The sequence below is a fragment of the Bradyrhizobium sp. Ken51 genome, assembly GCF_055807435.1.
Genome location: NZ_JBVVPB010000001.1, coordinates 679734 through 697168 on the forward strand (window position 1 = coordinate 679734; position 17435 = coordinate 697168).

Annotated in this window: 15 protein-coding genes; 11 read left to right on the forward strand and 4 right to left on the reverse strand. The window is 63.6% G+C overall.

Translation table 11 applies throughout. The features are described 5' to 3' along the window. Positions 1-164 precede the first annotated feature (164 nt). The 3 genes from AC0L27_RS03000 to AC0L27_RS03010 all read left to right on the forward strand — a co-directional run bounded on the left by AC0L27_RS03000 (position 165) and on the right by AC0L27_RS03010 (position 2713). A complete protein-coding gene (locus AC0L27_RS03000) occupies positions 165-1355 on the forward strand; it encodes a urate hydroxylase PuuD (RefSeq protein ID WP_354207312.1) in 1191 nt (396 codons plus the stop codon). A gap of 146 nt (positions 1356-1501) precedes the next feature. Next, on the forward strand, positions 1502-2359 hold the full coding sequence (locus AC0L27_RS03005; protein WP_275170367.1) for a VOC family protein: 858 nt from the start codon (positions 1502-1504) through the stop codon (positions 2357-2359). Between the two features lie 78 nt (positions 2360-2437). After that, on the forward strand, positions 2438-2713 hold the full coding sequence (locus AC0L27_RS03010) for a hypothetical protein (RefSeq protein ID WP_027516602.1): 276 nt from the start codon (positions 2438-2440) through the stop codon (positions 2711-2713). Here AC0L27_RS03010 and AC0L27_RS03015 read toward each other — a convergent pair. Next, a complete protein-coding gene (locus tag AC0L27_RS03015; RefSeq protein ID WP_354254015.1) occupies positions 2710-3744 on the reverse strand; it encodes a L,D-transpeptidase family protein in 1035 nt (344 codons plus the stop codon). The two genes, AC0L27_RS03010 and AC0L27_RS03015, sit on opposite strands and share 4 nt — an antisense overlap. Positions 3745-3924: 180 nt before the next feature. Here AC0L27_RS03015 and AC0L27_RS03020 point away from each other — a divergent pair, with 180 nt between their 5' ends. Beyond that, positions 3925-4881: a lytic transglycosylase domain-containing protein gene (locus tag AC0L27_RS03020; RefSeq protein ID WP_354207317.1), complete on the forward strand. Its 957-nt coding sequence runs from the start codon at positions 3925-3927 to the stop codon at positions 4879-4881. Between the two features lie 95 nt (positions 4882-4976). Here the strand turns inward: AC0L27_RS03020 and AC0L27_RS03025 are convergent, their stop codons facing one another. Then, complete coding sequence (locus AC0L27_RS03025) at positions 4977-6221, reverse strand: MFS transporter (protein WP_354207319.1); 1245 nt, start codon at positions 6219-6221, stop codon at positions 4977-4979. Between the two features lie 110 nt (positions 6222-6331). Between AC0L27_RS03025 and xylB the strand changes: the two genes are divergently transcribed. The 6 genes from xylB (at position 6332) to cax (ending at position 13641) form a co-directional block, all read left to right on the forward strand. Continuing rightward, the gene (gene xylB, locus AC0L27_RS03030; RefSeq protein ID WP_354207359.1) at positions 6332-7777 is read left to right on the forward strand and encodes a xylulokinase; all 1446 of its coding nucleotides are present in this window, start codon (positions 6332-6334) and stop codon (positions 7775-7777) included. Between the two features lie 210 nt (positions 7778-7987). Further along, positions 7988-9523: a sugar ABC transporter ATP-binding protein gene (locus tag AC0L27_RS03035; RefSeq protein WP_354254013.1), complete on the forward strand. Its 1536-nt coding sequence runs from the start codon at positions 7988-7990 to the stop codon at positions 9521-9523. Beyond that, complete coding sequence (locus tag AC0L27_RS03040; RefSeq protein WP_354207323.1) at positions 9516-10556, forward strand: ABC transporter permease subunit; 1041 nt, start codon at positions 9516-9518, stop codon at positions 10554-10556. Before AC0L27_RS03035 ends, AC0L27_RS03040 begins: the two co-directional genes overlap by 8 nt. Positions 10557-10654: 98 nt before the next feature. Then, positions 10655-11602, forward strand: a complete 948-nt coding sequence (locus AC0L27_RS03045; RefSeq protein ID WP_354207325.1) for an ABC transporter substrate-binding protein — start codon at positions 10655-10657, stop codon at positions 11600-11602. A gap of 338 nt (positions 11603-11940) precedes the next feature. Further along, entirely contained in the window at positions 11941-12252 is a 312-nt protein-coding gene (locus AC0L27_RS03050; RefSeq protein ID WP_354056747.1) for a hypothetical protein, read from the forward strand. Between the two features lie 288 nt (positions 12253-12540). Continuing rightward, the gene (gene cax, locus AC0L27_RS03055; protein WP_354211186.1) at positions 12541-13641 is read left to right on the forward strand and encodes a calcium/proton exchanger; all 1101 of its coding nucleotides are present in this window, start codon (positions 12541-12543) and stop codon (positions 13639-13641) included. Positions 13642-13779: 138 nt separating this feature from the next. Here the strand turns inward: cax and AC0L27_RS03060 are convergent, their stop codons facing one another. Continuing rightward, on the reverse strand, positions 13780-14976 hold the full coding sequence (locus AC0L27_RS03060) for a L,D-transpeptidase (RefSeq protein ID WP_354211187.1): 1197 nt from the start codon (positions 14974-14976) through the stop codon (positions 13780-13782). A 523-nt stretch (positions 14977-15499) separates the two neighbouring features. On the opposite strand from AC0L27_RS03060, the gene AC0L27_RS03065 reads away from it, so the two are divergent. Next, positions 15500-16447, forward strand: a complete 948-nt coding sequence (locus AC0L27_RS03065; RefSeq protein WP_354211188.1) for a lysozyme family protein — start codon at positions 15500-15502, stop codon at positions 16445-16447. Positions 16448-16702: 255 nt separating this feature from the next. On the opposite strand, the gene AC0L27_RS03070 is transcribed toward AC0L27_RS03065, so the two are convergent. Then, positions 16703-17053, reverse strand: a complete 351-nt coding sequence (locus AC0L27_RS03070; protein WP_473317952.1) for a hypothetical protein — start codon at positions 17051-17053, stop codon at positions 16703-16705. Positions 17054-17435: the final 382 nt, after the last annotated feature.

The window sequence follows — 17435 nt, forward strand, 5'->3', positions numbered from 1 at the left end:
AAATGCCTGCCGAATCCCACGTCAGCTCATGCCCGCACGATGTGCATCAGCCGCAGCCCATCGTACTGGAAAATGCGGCTGATCGGTGCGACACATTGTAAGGGCGGGACCGCCGGTCGCGGTCATCAAGCTGCGGCATTGGTGTCGCATCTGTTGGGGTGATCATGTGGGGATCCATCATATCGGAATGGGCGAGCCTGCTGCTCCGCTGGCTGCACGTGGTCGCCGCGATCGCCTGGATCGGCAGTTCCTTCTATTTCATCGCCCTCGATCTCAGCCTTAAGCCCAGGAGCGATCTACCGGACGGCGTGCAGGGCGAGGCCTGGCAGGTCCATGGCGGCGGGTTCTACCGGATCATGAAATATCTGGTCGCGCCCGCCCAGATGCCGGATGAGCTGACCTGGTTCAAATGGGAGGCCTACACCACCTGGCTGTCCGGCTTCGCGCTGATGGTGGTGGTGTATTATCTCGAGGCCGATCTGTTCCTGGTCGACAAGTCGATCCTCGACCTCACGCCATTCCAGGCCGGCTTGTTCAGCCTCTGCAGCCTCGCGCTGGCATGGCTGCTCTATGAAGGCGCCTGCCGCACCGGGCTGGCGCAGCGCGAACTGCCCTTCGCCATCGGCGGCTATCTGTTCCTGGTCGCATTGACCTATGCTTTCACCCACGTGCTGAGCGGCCGCGGCGCCTTCAACCAGATCGGGGCGATCATCGGCACCATCATGGTCGCCAACGTCTTCACGCTGATCATCCCGAACCAGAAGAAGATCGTAACCGCCCTTCTCGCAGGACAGGCGCCCGATCCGAAGCTCGGCAAGACCAGCAAGGAGCGCTCGGTCCACAACAACTATCTGACGCTGCCTGTCGTCGTGCTGATGATCAGCAACCACTATCCCCTGCTCTACGCCACCCGCTTCAACTGGATCATCGTCGCGATCATCCTGGCGCTCGGCCCCGTGATCCGCCACTTCTTCAACGAGCGGCATGCCGGGCGCAAATCGCCGTGGTGGGTGTGGGGCATCGCAGCGGCGGGCGTGATCGCAATTCTCTTCCTCTCCGCGGCCGGCCCGCGCGAAGTCAAGACAAGCGCGCTGTCGGCGCAGCCGACGCTTGCCAATGTCGAGGAGATCGTGATGTCCCGCTGCAGCATGTGCCACGCGGCCGAGCCGGTCTGGGCCGGCATCGTCACCGCGCCGAAGGGCATATTGCTCGACGCGCCCGAGCACATCCATCGCAACATCCGCCTGATCGGCCGCGTCGCCGCCTGGTCCAATGCGATGCCGCCGGGCAACATCACCGAAATGACCAGCGAGGAGCGCGCCATCCTCGCCGCCTATATCGAGCAGGCGCGCTGACGCCATCGCGCGTCGATATCGCGTTTCGCGGAATGAAATTTCCGCATGTCCCGCCGATTTGAAAATGACTTGGCCGCCTATCCGGCGTAGACAGGATTTGCGGCCGCCGACGGCGGCCCAGTCAGTTTGCATTCGGGGAAAGAACAGTGGCCCTCAAGAACGTTATCGGTATCGACCACGCCGTGGTCATGGTTCAGGACCTCGACAAAGCCGCCGAAAATTACCGGCAGCTCGGCTTCACCATCTCGCCGCGCGGCACTCACAGCGCACATATGGGCACCGGCAACTACACCATCATGTTCGACCCGGATTATATGGAGCTGCTCGGCGTGCTCGCGGCGACCGAGCACAACGCGCCGGCGCGTGCCTTCCTCGACAAGCGCGGCGAAGGCATCGAGCGCATCGCCTTCACCGCGGTCGACTCCACCGCCGGCGCGGAGGAAATCCGCGCACGTGGCCTGGAGCCGATCGGCCCGACCGATTTCGAAAGGCCCGTGACGCTGCCTGATGGCACGATCTCGGCGGCGAAATTCCGCACCTTCATGTGGCCGACCGCGGAAGCGCCCGGCGGCGTGCGCATTTTCGCCTGCCAGCACAAGACGCGCGAGACGGTGTGGATTCCCGAGCTGATGAAGCACGCCAATGCGGCCAAGCGCATCAAGCAGACATTGATCGCGACCCCCGAGCCCGCGAAGGAAGCCGGGCATCTGGGACGGCTGATCGACCGCGAGCCAAAGGCTGATGCCGACGGCGCAGTGACCGTGGCGTCCGGTGGCAATCGTGCCGATTTCGTTTACTTGACGCTGGAGCAGCTCGGCAAACGCTATCCCGGGGTGCCGCTCGCGGGTCTTTCCGAACGCGGTGGCGCTGCCCTGGTGCTCGTGAGTGGCGATCTTGCGGCCACCGAGAAGGCGCTTGGTTCGGCAGCGGTGCGCAGCGGGTCTGCGATCTGCGTGCCGCCGGCCAAGGCGAACGGTACCCTGCTCGCCTTTGTTGCCGGCTGATTTGAACTAATTCTTTAACAAGCGTTTACCGGGCCGCCCTAGGCTTCTGGGTTACCCGCGCCTTCAGGGGCCAAGCGCATGTTCAAAGAGAAATCGCCGATCGCCTATGACGCGCCGGCCGAACTGAAGAAGTGGCCGTCGCTCAAAGGCGAGAGGCAGAAGGATCGAGGTCCGCCCTATCTCGTCTACAACGGCACGCTCGCCGACTGCGTCCGCGAGCTCATGGGCAAGCCGATCAAGGGCATCTCGCTCTACGATATCATGACGAGGCCGCAAGCAGCGTTCGATCAGACCGTGCTGTCGCCCGGCGATGCCGCCGAGATCGCGATGCGCAAGGACTTTCCCAAAGACTAATTCGAGGCGCGCCTGCCGCCGGACTTCCCCTGCTGCCTGGACGAGGAGTCCGTCGGCGCATCCAGGAAGACCACCGGCGTGCCGCGCTTGACGTGTTCGCCCAGCGCGCGCACATCCCAATTGGTCAGCCTGACGCAGCCATGCGACGCGGACTTGCTGACCCTGTCGGGCTCCGCCGTTCCGTGGATGCCGTAACCCTGCGCGGACAAGCCGATCCAGTATGCTCCCACCGGATTGTTCGGGCCCGGCTGAACATCGAACGGCTGTTTCGATTTGACGCTTTTGAACTTGTAGTCAGGGTTGTAGTGATAGACTGGATTCTCGTGGGTGCTGGTGACCTTGAGCGTACCGCTCGGCGTCGGACGATCCGGACTTCCGATCGACGCGGGAAAGAATGCAATCAGGGTGCCGCCCCCATCGAATGCTTTCAACGTGCCGTTCTTCTTGTCGACGTCGAGCCGCGCGATCTGCGACAACTCACGCCTCGCCGGAACGTTTGCAACGACGATGGTCTCTCCGACCTGGTCGAAGGCCTTGTCCGGGTTGAGCGTCCTGAGCAGATCGGCGCTCATGTGGAATTTCTCGGCAAGGCCTTCGAGCGGACTGGTGTAGCTCAGCGCCTTCAGCGGCTTCATGTCGTCGAGCTTGCCGGGCAGCTCCTTCAGAAACGGGCCCTTCACATCCGCGTCCGTGATCTTGTATTCGACGAGGACAGGGCCTTCGCTCGCGGCATTCAACTTGTCCCAAAGCTCCGGTACGATCGTTTTGTCGGATGCAACGCCGTTCTGCTCGGCGAATGCCTTGAGCGCCTTCTGCGCATTCTCGCCGAGCTTGCCGTCGATCTCCCCGGGCGAGAACCGCGCACGGTCGAGCAGAATTTGAAGCTTCACGATCGCGGCGTTGAGCTTGTCGCTGGCAATTTTCTTTGCGGGACGCGAAGCATCGTTCACCGCTGCTGCATCGAGATTGCCCGCAAGCACCGGAGAAATCACCGACAGCGAAATCACCGCGCCAAGCATCCACCGCATCATCTCGCTCGTCCAATTCGCAATGCCCGCAAAATCGCGGAGAGAAGTGTTTCCCGGCGGGAACACCGTAGTAACACCTGCGGAACCTGCGAGACCGCAGCTTTGCCGCAATCGCAGGGTTAAGAACTCCTTATCGCCGGCGCACCGCTGGCCGTTCACCCACAGTTCGAGGTTGCTCCAGCAATGCGATTTGTCGTCGCGGCTTGCGCCGCGTTCATGATTCTGATGTGCGACTTCGATCCGTCGGCGTCCCGCCAAACATCAGCTTTCGACCGTGCCGTTCTTCAAAACACTCAGGCCTCGCCACTTGTTCCCGTGGTCGAGCTGTTCCTTGCAAGCGTGCAGGCCCTCGAGCTCGCCAATGCACGCGCGTCCCATGAGGAGACACCCGAGCCGCCGCGCGCGGTCGAACCCGTCGCGCAGGCGCCGGCTTCGCCGACGGAGCGCTTCTGCCACGCGCTCCGTGGAGCCGCCGAAGCCAGCGGCATTCCGGTGCCGTTCTTCGCGCGCCTGATCTGGCAGGAGAGCCGCTTCAAGTCGAACGAAGTGAGCCAGGCCGGCGCGCAAGGCGTCGCACAGTTCATGCCGGAAACGGCAGCGGAGGTCGGGCTGGATGATCCGTTCGATGCGATGAAGGCGCTGCCGGCGTCGGCCAAATTCCTGCGCAAGCTGCGCGACGATTTCGGCAATCTCGGACTTGCCGCAGCCGCCTACAACGCAGGCCCCGGCCGGATCCAGAAATGGCTCGCCAAAGAGAGCGAACTGCCGCGTGAGACACGCGACTATGTCCGCATCATCACCGGCACCAAGGCCGAGGACTGGACCGAGCGCGCGGAAGCCCTCGCGATCCGGATCGACCTGCCGCGCGAGGCGCCCTGCGAGGGCATCGGCAGCCTGTCCAAGACGAAAGATGTCGCCTGGGTTCCGGTGAACCTGACGCCCTCTGTCACGACCATCATTCGCAAGGCCGAGCAATTGGCAGCCCGGCTGACGACCAGCCGCGCACGCAAGCGGCTTGCGTCCCTGATCCGGAAGAGCACCCACGGCAAGGCACGCAGCATGATCGCCGCGCGCGCGGCGGGAAAGAGCGCGAAGGCCCGCGCCATTCGTTTTGCGGCGCGCGAACGATCTTCGGGCTGATGCGAAATCCGGAAGCCGTTCGATGGGGCGGCTTCCGGTGGTCCGCGACCTGGTCGATACGATGGCTTTCCCTTCCGCTCGACCCACCCGACGAACTACGAACGCGACGATGCATAAGTCAAAAAGATCAGCGAGCCGATGCCAAGCATGGCTGCCATGAACAGCAGCACCGCCGGCAGTCCCGCGAACGCCGCCACCGCGCCGGTGATCGACTGCATCAGCGCCGCGCCGAGGAAGAAGGCGAGGTTGATCGCCGCGAGCGCCTTGCCTGCCACTTGCGCGTCGACCAACTGCCGCGACATGCCGAACAGCAGCGGCTGCGCCGAGGTCGCCAGGCCAATGAGCACGAACAGCACGAGGTCGTATTGCGGCGGCATCACGGGAAGGCCGAGCAGCATCGAGACGGCATAGTGCGGCGCCCCTAACGCCATCAGCGCCAGCAGCAATGCGCCGGCCAGGTGCGTTCCCGCCACCAGCGCGCGGCGGCGGCCGATCCTGCGGTCGATCATGCCGATGACAAGCGGACCCGCAATCATCGCCAGCGTGAACGCGCCGAGCTGGTTGCCGGCCTCGACCCGCGACAATCCCTTGACCTGCATCAGCCATGGCCCGCCCCACAGGCCGCGCAGCACCAGCGAGGTCGCAAGCGACACCAGCGCCAGCGCGATCAGGCCGCGCAAGGGCCGCGACAATCCGAGCCTGAGCACCTCGATCATCTGCGACAGCGGCGAGGATTCGTCCTTGTGCTCGGCCGGCTGGTTCGGCACCAGCAGGAACACCGCGAACGCCACGGCGACGCCGCCGAGCGCCGAGATCCAGAACCCGGCGCGCCAGCCGTAGGTGTCGACCACGAAGGCGAGCGGGCTCGACGACAACAGCATGCCGATATTGCCGATCGAGAGGATCGCGCCCGACCACAGCCCGAAGCGCGCGACCGACAATTGCTTGGCCGCCAAGGTCATCGGGCACATCAGCATGCCGGAGGTGGCGACGCCCAGCAGCACCTGGCCGACCGCGAAGCTTTCGGGCCCCGTCGCGAACGCGGACGCGATGGCGCCGACCACGGTTCCCGCGAGCAGGCTCAGCGACACCGGCCGGACGCCAAAGCGGTCCATCGCCGCACCGACCGGGATCTGCGCGGCCGCAAACGCGAATGGGTAGACCGAGGTGAGGCTCGCCAGCGCCTGTGGCTCGATGCCGAAGTCCGCCGCCATCAAATCGAGGCTGACCGCCGGAATGGTGCGCAGCAAGGTCGAGAGCATGTGCCCGCAGGCGAGCGCAAGCAGCGCAAGGATCAGCGCGCGGGTGGCTCCCGCGCCGTTGGTGGCGGCGGTGGTCATGGGCGTTGCGTCCCGGGAAGGTTTCGGGTGGGGTTACATGATTGGCGGGTGCATGCCAACATCGGAACGCCATGCCCGCAAAGTCATGGATGCACAAGGCAAGTGACATCATGTATCTCGGCATCGACCTCGGCACCTCTGCCGTCAAAATCGTTCTGGTCGACGACGCGCAGCGCGTGGTGGCGAGCCGGAGCCGGTCGCTGACGGTCTCTTCGCCGCGTCCCGGCCATTGCGAGCAGGACCCGGCGCAATGGATCGAAGCTACGTTCGCGACGCTGGACGCCTTGAAGGCGGATCACGCGCGCGAACTGGCCGAGGTCGAGGGCATCGGCCTGTCCGGCCAGATGCACGGCGCGACGCTGCTCGATGCCGGTCACACGCCGTTGCGGCCCTGCATTCTCTGGAATGACGGACGGTCCTTTGCGGAATGCGCCGAACTTGAGCGGCGCTGGCCCGCCTTGCGGACGACGACAGGCAACAAGGCGATGCCGGGATTCACCGCGCCAAAACTGCTGTGGGTCGCCAGGCACGAACCGGAGATCTTCGCGGCGACAAAACTCGTGCTGCAACCAAAGGCCTATCTGCGCCTGGTGCTGACGGGCGAGGCGATCGAGGATGTCTCGGACGCCTCGGGTTCGCTGTGGCTCGATGTTGCCAGCCGCGATTGGTCTGACGAGGGGCTCGCCGCGACTTCTCTCTCGCGCCGACAGATGCCGCTTCTAGTCGAGGGCTGCGCGCCGGCGGCACGGCTGCGGAGCGAGTTGGCGCAGCGGTGGGGCATGACCGGGCGACCGATGCTCGCCGGCGGGGCTGGCGACAATCCGGCGGGAGCCGTCGGCATCGGCGCGATCAATCCCGGCGCAGCCTTCATTTCGCTCGGAACCTCCGGCGCATTACTGGTGCCGACCGAGACGATCGCGGCTAACCCGGAGCGGGTCGTGCACACGTTCTGTCATGCCGTCCCGGGCAGGTGGATTCAAGCCGGCGCGATCCTCTCGGCGGCATCGTGCCTGGCCTGGATCGCGCGGCTGTTGGGGACATCCGAGGCCGACCTGCTGGCGCCGCTGGGCTTGCGCCCGATGGCGCCGTCGCCGGTCAGCTTCCTGCCGTACCTCTCCGGCGAACGCACCCCGCACGATGATCCGGATGTGCGCGGCATGCTCGATGGCCTCAGTCACGCCACCAATCGCGACGCGATCGTGCAAGCCGTGCTCGAAGGCGTCGCCTTCGCGCTTGCGGATTGCCGGGACGTTCTCGCCGAGACCGGACTGGCGATCGCGGAGGCGGATGTCATCGGCGGCGGCTCGCGGTCGCGGTTCTGGCTTGCGGTGCTGGCCAATGTCCTGAACGTGCCGGTGCATCGCTTTGCCGACGGCGAGACCGGCGCGGCGTTTGGCGCCGCGCGGCTCGGCCGCCTCGCCGTCACCGGTGAGGCAATCGAGACCGTCTGCACCGCGCCACGGCGCGTCGAGACGTTCGAGCCTGAGCCGGCGCTCGCGCACGCCTATGCCGAGCGGCTTGTGGAATGGCGCCGCCTGTACCGGCCGCGGGGCTGATCGCGATACGCGATGATGTGGCGAAGAAAAGGCATCGCACGCGAGATCGGTTCCGTCTGCAAAAGATAAAAGCAGCGCCGGAGCGTTCGTCCGCATGCGGGAGGTATTGCCCTGCGCCACAACCTTTTGTTTAATGCGCGCACCCGCGCCAGGGACCAACGAGACGCGGGTGAGATTGCGATGCCGCTATCGGCGCGTCGGAGAGGTGTGATGAGCGAGCCCATCCTCGAGATGCGCCGGGTCTCCAAATCATTCTTCAGCATCAAGGCGCTGCGCGACGTCGACCTCACCGTCTACGCGGGCGAGATCCACGCCTTGATGGGCGAGAACGGCGCCGGCAAATCCACCCTGATGAAGATCTTGTCGGGCGCCTACCGGCCGGACCCAGGCAGCGAAATCCGCATCGACGGTCAACCCGTGCAGATCAGCGGGCCGCTCGGCGGCCGCGCGGCCGGCATCGCGATCATCTATCAGGAACTCTCGCTCGCCCCCAATCTGAGCGTTGCGGAGAACATCTATCTCGGTCGCGAGCTCTCCCGCGGCGGCTTGCTGGCGCGCGAGGCGATGCAGGCCGGCGTCGGTCCGATCCTGGCGCGGCTCGGCGCGGATTTCACGCCGCAGACGCAGGTCGCCAATCTCTCGATGGGCCAGCGCCAACTGGTCGAGATCGCGCGCGCGCTGCACGCCCGCTCCAGGATCCTCATCATGGACGAGCCGACCACCGCGCTGTCGGCCGGTGAAAGTGAAAGGCTGTTCGCGCTGATCCGCCAGCTGCGCGCCGAAGGTCTCGCCATCATCTACATCTCGCATCGCATGGACGAGGTCTACGCGCTCGGTGACCGCGTCACGGTGCTGCGCGACGGCACGCTGGTCGGTTCGCTCGACAAGGGCGACATCCGCGCCGACACCATCGTCCGGATGATGGTGGGACGCGACGTCTCGTCCTTTTACAAGAAGGAGCATGATCCCAGAAACGATCCCAACGCACAGTCGGGCGCTCCCGTGCTTGCGGCCATCGACATTGCCGACGGCAGGCGCGTCAAGGGATGTTCGCTGACGGTGCATGCGGGCGAGGTCGTCGGCCTTGCCGGCCTGGTCGGCGCCGGCCGCACCGAGCTTGCGCATCTCATCATCGGCGCCGCGCCGATGGCCGCGGGCCATGTCGAGATCGAGGGCCGCGCGGTCTCCATCCGCACGCCCGGTGAGGCGCTGGACGCCGGCATTGCCTATCTCACCGAGGACAGGAAGGCGCTCGGCCTGTTTCTCGACATGTCCTGCCTCGACAACATCAATCTCGCGGTGCTCGGCCGGGATGCGAAATTCGGCGGCATCCTCGACCGCAACAAGGCCCGCGACCGCGCCAAGCGCGCGTTTGCGGGGCTCGGCATCCGCGCTGCCAATATCGGTGTTCCCGCCGGCGGGCTCTCCGGCGGCAACCAGCAGAAAGTGCTGCTGTCGCGGCTGCTCGCGATCGGCCCGAAAATCCTGATCCTCGACGAGCCGACGCGCGGCGTCGACGTCGGCGCCAAGTCCGAGATCTATTCGATCATCGACAATCTCGCGAAGTCGGGCACCGCGGTTCTCGTCATTTCGTCCGACCTGCCCGAGATCATCGGCATCTGCGACCGCGTCATCGTGATGCGCGCAGGACATATCGCGGGCCAGATCCGGCGCAACGCGACATCGCCGCTCAGTCAGGAGGAGATCATGGCCCTCGCCACCGGAACGGAGCAGCTCGATGCCTGAGAACGGCGCCTCGTCCAGCACCGCCCCCGTCGCGCCCGGTCTAGCCGCCGCGCAGGAGACGAAGCGGCAGCGGACGCGGATGATCATTCGCGCGGTCGGCATGCTGCCGGTGCTGCTGTTGCTGTGCATCGGCTTTCATGTGCTGTCGGACGGGCGCTTCTTCACCGGCCAGAACATCGGCATCGTGGTGCAGCAGTCCGCGGTCAATACCGTGCTGGCCGCGGGCATGACCTTCGTCATCCTCACCGGCGGCATTGACCTCTCGGTCGGCTCGATCCTGGCGGCGTCGGCGATGGCCGGGCTGATCATCTCCAAATTCCCTGATCTCGGGGTGCTGTGGTTGCCGGCCGCGGTGCTCACCGGCGCGGTCTTCGGCATTCTCAACGGCGGCTTGATTGCGCTGTTGCGCCTGCCGCCCTTCATCGTCACGCTGGGGTCGTTGACCGCCGTGCGCGGCGCGGCGCGGCTGCTCGGCGCCGACACCACGGTGTTCAATCCGTCGATCCCCTATGCCTTCATCGGCAACGGCGCCTTGACCCTCATTCCCGGCGTCCTGTCGATTCCCTGGCTCTGGGTGATCGCGTTGCTGGTCATCCTGGTATCGTGGCTGGTGCTCAAGCGCACCGTGCTCGGGGTGCACATCTACGCGGTTGGCGGCAACGAGAGCGCGGCGCGGCTCGCCGGCATCAAGGTCTGGGCCGTGCTGATTTTCGTCTATGGCGTGTCCGGCCTGCTGGCGGGCCTCGGCGGCGCGATGCAGGCGGCGCGCCTCTACGCCGCCAACGGCCTGCAGCTCGGCCAGTCCTACGAGCTCGACGCCATCACCGCCGTGATCCTGGGCGGCACCTCCTTTGTCGGCGGCATCGGCTCGATCTGGGGAACGCTGGTCGGCGCGCTGATCATTGCGGTGCTGTCGAACGGCCTGATCCTGATCGGCGTGTCCGACGTCTGGCAATATGTGATCAAGGGCCTGGTGATCATCGGCGCGGTGGCACTCGACCGTTATCGGCTGCAGGGCTCGGCGCGGACCTGAGCAAGATAGAAATGCAGCGGGCGCCGCGCCGTCATGTCCATTTCGTCACGGCAACTGGTCGCCGTGCCGGAGCTTCGAACAGACCAGGGAGGAAGCCAATGTTGAAGTCGATCTCGTTTGCCGGCGCCGCGATGGCGCTCGTCTTGAGCTCTGCGCCGTGCTTCGCCAAGGAGCTCAAGTCGATCGGCGTTTCCTTGGGTTCGCTCGGCAATCCGTTCTTCGTCGCGTTGTCGAAGGGCGCCGAGTTTGAGGCCAAGAAAACCAACCCCAACGTGAAGATCACCACCGTCGGGTTCGAATATGATCTCGGCAAGCAGGTCACCCAGATCGACAATTTCATCGCTGCCGGCGTCGACCTGATCCTGCTCAACCCCGGCGATCCCAAGGCGGTCGGCCCGGCGATCAAGAAGGCGCAGGCCGCCGGCATCGTCGTCGTCGCCGTCGACACCGCGGCCGAAGGCGCCGACGCCACGGTGACCACCAACAACGTCCAGGCCGGCGAGATCTCCTGCCAGTACATCGTCGACAAGCTCGGCGGCAAGGGCGACGTCATCATCGAGAACGGCCCGCAGGTCTCCGCGGTGATCGATCGCGTCGTCGGTTGCAAGAACGTGCTCGGCAAGAACCCCGGCATCAAGGTCCTGTCCAACGACCAGGACGGCAAGGGCTCGCGCGAAGGCGGCCTCACGGTGGCGCAGGGCTATCTGACCCGCTTCGCCAAGATCGACGCCATCTTCGCCATCAACGATCCTCAGGCGATCGGCACCGACCTTGCGGCGCGCCAGCAGCAGCGCACCGGCATCGTCATCACCGCGGTCGACGGGGCACCCGACATCGAAGCAGCCCTCAAGGACCCGCAGTCGCAGCAGATCCAGGCCTCCGCCTCGCAGGACCCGTTCTTCATGGCCCGCCGCGCCGTGCAGGTCGGCGTCAACATTCTCAACGGCCAGAAGCCGGCGTCCACAGTCGAGCTGCTGCCGTCGAAACTCGTGACGCGCGACAATGTCGGCGAGTACAAGGGCTGGACCTCGGACCGCTCGCAGTAGCAGGCGGAAGACGGCCGGCGTCGGGTGCGGCGCTGGTCGGCTCGCGTGGCGTGGTGCTAGCTGGGCGTGCAGCGGTTGACCGGGTCGGCCGCGCTCTCGTTAGGCTCATGGTCTTGTGGTCACAGGTTCAATCTCGTCTCTCATCATATTCGCAGGCTCGACCAGCCGACGTCCGCTTTTCGACACCAAGCGGCCCCCTGAGTTTCAATGCAAGAGTTCAGCTGTGACCCCAAGCGGACCTTGGCCCTCCACGAAACGCGGGATTAACTTGCAGGTGTTTTGAGTGATCGGCACCAAGCCGTAGACGTTCACGCCTTAATATCCTCTAGGAGAACGCCATGATCCTTTTTGTGTGGGGCACAATACTCATGGTCACCTTCATTCCGGGCGCCATTGTTGGCTGGCTGGTTGGGAAAATTCCGTGTCCCACAGGGGTGTGCGGAGCATTGTTGGTTGCTGGATCAGCCCTTCTGGGGTTTGCGGCCTCCGAGATAATCGCTCCAAATCAGTCGGCCAGGTTTCATGAAGAAGAATTGCTGATGTACTCCCCACCGATTTTGGTCGCGATGTTGCTCGGACTATGGATCAGCCGCGCAAAAAAGAGGCCTCCGGCTCGCCCGTGGTATCTGCCCCCAGAGAAAGCGGAGTAAGGCCATCTCTCAGTTGGGTGACCTCATTTTTCTTCAGGGCGGCTATTGGCCCGTTTGAGACATGCCCGCCTATTCTGAAAATGTCCGTTCACCGGGGTAGACCGGAAGTCGCCATGATCCGGCCAACCGACGCGAATGACCCAACGACGACACTTTTTTTGCGGGGCTGGCGGACAACGGCCAGCGCGCCTTTCCCGGCCTTCGGGCCCGTGTTGAGCCAGATCAATGCCGATCCCGCGACGAGGCCGAATTTCCGCCGTCGCACTCAGTATGGATAGGGCGCCCGCTATGAAACCCCTGCTCAAGCAAATCCTGCACAGCCCGCTGCTCTGGATGCTGATCTTCGTTCCGGCCGTGCTGGTGGCGGAAGCGGTTGCACCGCATTCCCATACGCTGCTCTTCGTGCTTTCGGTACTCGCCATCGTGCCGCTAGCCGCCCTGCTCAGCCACGCGACCGAAGCGGTCGCCGCCAAGACTGGCGATGCAGTCGGGGGGCTGCTCAATGCGACGCTGGGAAACTTAACGGAGCTGATCATCGCGATCACCGCGCTTCAGGCCGGCCAGTATATGCTCGTGAAAGCGTCGATTGCCGGCGCGATTGTCACCAACGCCCTGTTCATGCTAGGTGCCTGTCTATTGCTCGGCGGCCTGCGCTATCACGTCCAGGAATATAATCGTGCCGGCGCGCGGCTCTACTCCGGTCTCTTGCTGATGGCCACCGTCGCCCTGCTCGCCCCGTCGGCGGTCGCCGACCTCGATCTCGTACAAGGCGACGCTGTCATGCGGAAGCTCAGCGTCGGTCTCGCCATACTGCTCATCGTCGCTTACGCGCTCGGCCTGCTGTTCTCACTGAAGACCCACAAGGAATTGTTCGCAAGTGCCGACCATAGCGAGGGTGAGGAACATTGGCCGATTGGCCTTGCGGTCGGCACGCTGCTGGTCGTCACTTTGTTGGTTGCACTAGTGAGTGAGATTTTTGTCGAGTCCGTACAGAAGGCGGCGGAAACGTTTGGAATGAGCCCAGCCTTTGTCGGCTTTATCATCGTCTCAATGGTCGGCGCCGCCGCCGAGTTTGCCGTGGCATTTTCTGCGGCGCGCAAGGACCGCCTCGACATGAGCGTCAGCATCGCGCTCGGCAGCGCTTCCCAGATCGCGCTGTTCGTCGCACCCGCACTGGTGCTGCTCAGCTATGTCGTCGGGCCGTCGCCAATGAGCCTGCAGTTCTGGCCGGGCGCCGTCACCATGGTTATGATTGCGACCGTGACCGCGAGCTTCATTACGAGCAGCGGGCGCTCGGCCTGGTTCGTCGGCGCCCTGCTTATCTTCATCTACGCGGTCTTTGCGCTGACGCTGTACGTAGTCCCGCCAGCGAGCCAGGGGATTGGGTAACGCCAACGCCTCCTTTTCCTCATCGTCCGTCGGCGCCGTGCCGTTTGTGAGTGAGTCCGTTGTTGGCCCAGAATTGCGGTTGGACAATTCCAGCGGGTTGCGCAGCGGCATCGTGCGTTGGTGGGTTGCGCCGGCGCGTCAATGCGTTACCACGATGAAATCCGTGTCTTTTCCCGTCTCCTGGCTAATTCCGTTGTCGGAAACAATCAACGAAGAGGCCGGCGTCAGGAGTTCAGAGATCTTCTCAACCGTATCCCGGGGCATTTCGATGCGGTTGAGCGCAGCGTTGGCTTTGTCGGGTAACGGTCCCGGCGCGGTTTGCTGCGCGGGCGCTTCTCGCCGTTTCGTGGCAGCTTCGGACATACGGGGCAATCCCTCTGGAATCGACACGACGCTCCAGCGAATAGCCGTTCCCTCGTTCTGGAATTCCATTGCGGTAAACACGTGCGTTCCCAGCGGCTCCTCCGGATTTTCGATCTTGACCGGGACATCAAACAACGGCGTGAAGCCCTGACGCACGAACAGCTTGCTCAACTTACGACTGACGAAGATGGAGATCGGGACGATCTTTTTAGGCACGCTTGCAGCGGGAGCCGAGCCCGGCTCCTGGAGACTGGCGGCTTCTGGAGTCTCGGCGTTTGATACCAGTGATCCCTGCTTTGCCGCGGCTGCACCGATGCTCTTGGTTGCGACGGTGGCACTCTGGAATTCGGACGAACCGGACGCGGCTTTCGGTTGAAAAAGCTGCGGATTGGCTATCTCGACCGGCTGGACATCACCATGCGCAATGATCACGCGCGTGCCGCGCTTCGTGAGATGCCAGAGTCGAACGGCAAAATCATTCTTCAAACGGATGCAGCCGTGTGACGCTGGATGCCCGGGCACGACACCGGCGTGCAACGCTATCCCTGACCAGGTGATGCGTTGCATGTAGGGCATGGGGGCGGCGCTATAAATATTTGAACGGTGCCATCGTTCTTTGCTGATGACGCTGAACACGCCGAGGGGCGTCGGATGCCCCTCCATTCCCGTGGACACCGAAGAGCGTGCAATCAGGGCCCCGTTGTCAAAAAGCGAGATCCGTTGGTCTGCTATCGAGATGATGATCTGGAGCGGGCCCTTCGGAAGGGGCTCGGGCCGAACGCTCTTCGCCGTTTCAGAGTTTGTCTGCCGGTGGTGGTGCTTGTCTTTGTACGGAGCGTATTGGCTTCGCCAGAACGTGTGTTGGGGTCCAAGCAGAAATTGAGCGTGTGCGATCCCCGCAGGGAGCATGAAAATGGCGAATACAGCGGTTGTTATCGCGCGCTGCATTGCTGGCAATTCCTTAACGAACATCGCCCGGTCCCCGTAGGCGCCATTCCATCGTTTCGAGACGATGCGCGAAGCCGAAGCCTGATGCGTCATCCTGACAGCGCACCAAGCCTCTCCTCCAAATCTGGTCGCAGTGGGTCGAAAATTGGACCGTACTCACAATTGCCGTGGGAGTTGCCGCTGAGACGGGCGCGATTGCTTGTGATCGACGCGTTGCAATCGGGCAACACGTTTCGGAAAAATTGACGAGCGGCCGTTCGCGCCATTGCGCGACCCACATTGAACCCAAGAATGAGCCTCTTCGCATGCTTGGCTTTTCTACACGGCTCCGGTGGAGCCCATGGGGGACGGCATCATGAACCCGCGGCGATTTACGATAGTGGTGCCGACGTTTTGCGGAACGGTCGTTCTCGCGGGGTGGATCGTTGGCTGGCTGGCTGGCTTCGGTCCGGCCGGCACCGAAAACGCCCGCGCAGTGACAATCCAGGAGCGCGCAGCATCTCTCGCCGCCAACGCGAGGCTCGCGGATGAACCGCAGGCAATCGCAATGGGCAACACCGGACCCGCGAACGCCGCTGTCGCTAGCGCCGAAGTGGCGACGGCCGCTGAGCCCGCGGCGGGGACGGCCACCGACACGACGGCGGCCTCGGATAAATCGGAATCGATCGTCGTGGCCGCGTTGCCCGATCCGTCGCAAACGTTGTCGGCCGATTTACCGCCTGCGCAGGACTCGGTGGACTTGGCCCACCATGATGTCGCCCAGCTGGCGCCGACCACGTGCGGTGCATCCGGCGGTGCCTCCAGCACGGGGCCGCAGGATTTCCGGTATCTCATTTGTTATGTCTGGTCCGAACTGCCGCCTGCCGAGAAGCCGGCTGCGATCGTCTTGCGTTCGTTCAAGGACATCCCGGTCGGAACGCCGGTGGAAGAGATCAAGCGCGCGTCCGACGCTTTCGGTCTGGATTTCGCTTTCATGAAGGCGGTGGCCAAGGTCGAGTCCGGGTTCGACCCCAAGCAACGCACCGGGTCGTATATCGGGCTGTTCCAGCTGAGCAAATACGAGTTCAGAAAATTCGGCTCCGGAGACATTCTTAATCCCCGCGATAATGCCGTTGCGGCAGCCTACAAGGTCATCACGGAAGGCATTCTATTCCAGTGGGTGACGCACCGGAAGCCGGACTTGAACGATCTTTACCTGATCCATCAGCAGGGCTGGGAAGGCGCCGCGGAGCACCTCAGCCAACCCAATCGCATCGCCTGGAAATCGATGTGCGCCACCAGCGAAGGCAGGGAGAAGGGCGAAAAATGGTGCAGGCGCGCGATCTGGGGCAATACTCTTCCGGCCGTCAAAGAGGCGTGGAAATCCGTGGAGAAGCTGACGTCGGAGGCGTTCGTCGGAATGTGGCGCGAGCGGGTTGCTCATTTCCAATCGAAATACATGGGCACCGCGACCGCCGAAGCCGAGCGGGCGCAGGCACCAGTGAATTCCCGTTGAGTGGTTAGCAGGAGTTGCCGCACCCGCGGGCGAGCGGGGCTTCACCGTCGCTGGTCGCGCGGATGCACTTTACATCGTCAACGACGCGCTCGGGTCGTTCCTGCTGCTAGCGAGGCGATCGATCGGGTGCCGATGTCTGCTTGTGGTCCGAAAGCGAAGTGTCCGGCACGCCGGCAACTAGGGCCATAGCGGGCATCGAGAATACGCGGGCAAATCGACGCGAATGACCCGAAGCCGAGCACCTTGAAAGTGAATTCAAGTCATGATGCCAGGCATGAAGCATCGGACGCGCGGATGGCCGTCTATGTAATGCCTCCAGACCATTGTACGGCCGAAGCGGTTTGGTTCTGTGACAACCGCACCGTCAGGTACGAGCACCCATTCGCCGTCAATGAGGACGCGGTAACGGCCCCGACTGGACTCCCAATCGGCATCGGACACGATGTATCCATCGGCATCGGTACAGCACCTTCCAAATTCGCTCTGCAAGCTTTCAAACCACGACTTCAGCGGAGAATGGTCGTATCGGCCATCGTCGCGTGCAAGTACCGGCGTCAGTAGCAACGCTGAACCCAACAACGATGCCGCAAGTTTCGCTGGAAACATCTGTTTGCCTCCGCGATATTCGCCGGCCGATCCGCTGGCTTGCTGCGGCTTAGGCTGGCAACCCGGAAACCAAGTCTGTTGCAACTGCCGCTGATGAGTGACGATAGCCACAATCGCTCGATGCTGTGATGGGACAGGTCATTGCCATCGCCCACTGACGTGAGTCCGGCAATTCGAGCGAAGGTTCAAACACGACAACGTTTCAACTAAAGGTCAGTGCAGCTGCTTCTTTGGCCTAGCTTGCCCTTAACCGACCTCCGGGCTGGCGCCGAGCTTGTCCGCTCATGACGGCGTAGCCGACCAAAGCCATCACAGACTTCCGTGCTCCGCCGTGCATGAGCGGGATTTGCCGTGCACTGCGGGTGAGACGACAGCTATTTTG